The sequence below is a fragment of the Lentibacillus kapialis genome (assembly GCF_014646635.1).
GTDB lineage: Bacteria > Bacillota > Bacilli > Bacillales > Amphibacillaceae > Lentibacillus > Lentibacillus kapialis.
This window is the reverse complement of record NZ_BMNQ01000108.1, coordinates 1-2,864: the sequence shown is the minus strand read 5'-3', so window position 1 is coordinate 2,864 and position 2,864 is coordinate 1. Positions and strand designations below refer to the sequence as shown.

The 2,864-nt window shown below is 37.6% G+C and carries 4 protein-coding genes; 2 read left to right on the top strand and 2 right to left on the bottom strand.

Translation table 11 applies throughout. The features are described from left to right. On the bottom strand, window positions 1–564 hold a 564-nt coding region (locus tag IEW67_RS17695), incomplete at its 3' end, for a transposase family protein (RefSeq protein ID WP_188634401.1). A gap of 271 nt (window positions 565–835) precedes the next feature. Between IEW67_RS17695 and IEW67_RS17690 the strand changes: the two genes are divergently transcribed. Further along, window positions 836–2,458 carry a hypothetical protein gene (locus IEW67_RS17690; protein WP_188634400.1) on the top strand — a complete coding sequence of 541 codons (1,623 nt, stop codon included), beginning with the start codon at window positions 836–838 and terminating at the stop codon, window positions 2,456–2,458. An 18-nt stretch (window positions 2,459–2,476) separates the two neighbouring features. After that, on the top strand, window positions 2,477–2,668 hold the full coding sequence (locus IEW67_RS17685) for a hypothetical protein (RefSeq protein WP_188634399.1): 192 nt from the start codon (window positions 2,477–2,479) through the stop codon (window positions 2,666–2,668). A 14-nt stretch (window positions 2,669–2,682) separates the two neighbouring features. Here the strand turns inward: IEW67_RS17685 and IEW67_RS17680 are convergent. Then, window positions 2,683–2,864, bottom strand: a 182-nt coding sequence (locus IEW67_RS17680; RefSeq protein ID WP_188634398.1) for a transposase, incomplete at its 5' end; no start/stop codon positions are given.

The window sequence follows — 2,864 nt, the reverse complement described above, 5'->3', positions numbered from 1 at the left end:
ACTTCCGCCTTTTAAATCGTGAATACCGGTATTATAGGTGTGTCCCTTGCGAACCGCAAAGTCATCAATGCCCAAAACCAGCTGATCACGCGCCATAGCATCCTGAATACACGTTGCCTGTGTGTTGTTACTTTGGACTGCAAGGCCACGTTTATAATATCTTTCAGCCGTTGCATAAGGTACAGCCTGAAAACTCGCCATCGCTTGGATAGTCGTACCAAGGCCCTGTTGTATCAGCTTTTCCTGGAAAGCTTGGGTATATTGTTTTTTGGGTTTAACGAAATCGTACTGCCAAACAAAATGCGCATCACAATCCATACATGTCATGTTGATAGATGGTACTAAAAGGATTGTTCGCCACTCCATAAGTGGCAAATGGCGGACTTGGCGCTTGTAGGGCGTTCCGTTTCGTTTGACATAAGGACTGCCGCAACAGGGACATACTTGAACAAATTGGACAGGTTCCACCTGGAAGTATACAACGTCTTCTCGGTCATCAAATGTCATATCGTTAACATGAATCTCTGGAATATTTAATAATTTATTGATATAGTGACAATACACTTGTAACACCTCGCTATTGTGCGTTTTGTTCTGTATTTCCACTATAGCAGGGTTACAGGTGTTTTTTCATTTATTTGGAATTACTACCATTAAATGTCAGCCTTAGATTTTAATGAAGAGCCATATTTAATTTAGTTAGAACCACCGGTTTGGATAATTTTTCTGAAGAAGATGCCAATAGTGTTGAAGAATTGTCGGAATCATATGAGTTGGCAAGAAGAGGAATAAGAAAATTGATGATGCACGACAAGAAATTAAAAAATACATCAACATGATTAAAAAAAATGGTCAACTGTTAAAAATTATTGGTCCTCGTAACCCTGATTTGGATGAGAAAATACCAAAAAACGTCCAAAATATGGAAGAATTACTTTTCTATAATGAGCGTTATCACGAATTAAAAGATGAAGGCGGTGATCATAATAAAGATGACGGTGAAGAAAATGAAGAAGAGCAGCAAGAAATTGATAACTATGATAAAGCTCTCAACCAATTAAAAGATAACCATTTGAATAAATTTAATAAGTTCAGATCGGCTCAATCAACCATAAATAGACTACTATTCGGTACGGGGCCTGCTGCTGGTTCTCCCGATAACTTTGGTCCATCCTCCGCTATGGATTACAATGAACAAATGAAGGACATCATCGGAGATATTAATTTTGAAGACTTCGACATCGGTGAAGAAGCTCGCGAAGAAATTGAAAAGATGGAAAACATGATATTGGATACGGATTTTTTTAATGACATTTACAACCGTACTGAAATATTAGATGAACAATTTTCGCCAAATCAAACCATGAGTAAAGATGATGCGCTAGATGGTGGATACGCTTCAAGAACTGTTGGTGAATTGGTGAATGGTTTCCATGAAATTATAGAAAATTACGTGGATTCTGCAACCAGTATCAAGAATACGTTAAGGCAAAGATATAATAGTTACCGGGATGGTGACGCCAATTTATTGCAAAGTCATTTAGATGATTATGATAATTCCAAAGAATTGATGGAGCAGGAAGACGGCTTAGAGGATATGGAGGATCAGGCTGATGAAGAATATTCTGATTTGTGGGAGCTAATAGAAGGTGCTGAAGATTTAGCTAAAGATCAAGCAAAATATGACCAACTAGAAGCCATTATTTCAGAATATGATGCAGTAAATGGGGGCGGTGATAATGATGATCCAGGAAGGACACAATTTATTAAAGATGCTTTCGATCGCTTCAGTGGATTCCTCACTTTTGTGAAAGAGTTTCCGGAATCATTCCGAAATCAGCTTTATATCAATGAATACATCATGGCGAACTATGGTACGAGTGAACCGTACAGTTTGGATCCTTCTTCGGGGTCCTACTTATATGAAAATAAACAAGCTCAATTTATCACCTATGGTTATACCACAGCCGGTGCCAATTATGCAGCATTTATCAGGGATATTGCGATGGCGTTGTTTGTTGTGAAATTAATAGATTTAGTTTTATTCCAAGGAGGTTTTGCTGGTCCACTAGGTTTTTTACGTGCATTAGGTCAAGCTTTTATTTATACGGCAAATGGAATCAAACAACTGACAGGATCGAATAAATTTCGTTGGCAGCCTTTGAAAATATCAAGACTACTTGATATGACAATGCCACTATTTCTTCGCATGTTCATAATTATGAGGTCAACTGCTGGAGAAGGTTATAATAACAAAAAAATTCGGCGTCTGCAGGCGGCCATCACTCTGGATAAAGAAGTTTCCTTGGATGAAAATCCGTCATATATAAAAGGGAAGGTCAAAGGCAATGTTGACCTGCTATTTATTCCAGCACTTACAAATCTCATTCCAAATCAAAATGGAAGTCTGTCAGGAAAAACTTATACAATTGAAAAGACAAAGGTCTATTCCTACTAATCAGGGAGGAATACAAAAGTGAAAAAAATGCTCATTATTTTACTTGCTGGTATTTTTATTGCCGGATGCAGTACCAATGAGGAAGAAGGTAATAGTGATGGAAAAGAAAATGGAGATAATCAAGTTGAAGAAGAAAGTGGGCAATCGGATGGTGGAGAAGAACAAGAGGATGTTTACCAGATTGGGGAAACAGCCAATACAACTATATAAATGGAAATAAATATTTACACCTTATTGCACAAACGGTGTACTATAACTTCAGGTGTCCTGCTGACTTCTAAAATAAAGGATTGAACAGCTTTTCTTATTTCATCGACGGATTGATAGAACACATTGTAGATTACTGATTTTTTCAACCATCCCCATAATCCTTCAATCAAATTGAAATCTGGGCTGTAGGGTGGAA

Bases quoted from the DNA above. Each gene is read 5' to 3' on its own strand.
- IEW67_RS17690 (WP_188634400.1), top strand. From the start codon at position 836: ATGATTAAAAAAAATGGTCAACTGTTAAAAATTATTGGTCCTCGTAAC.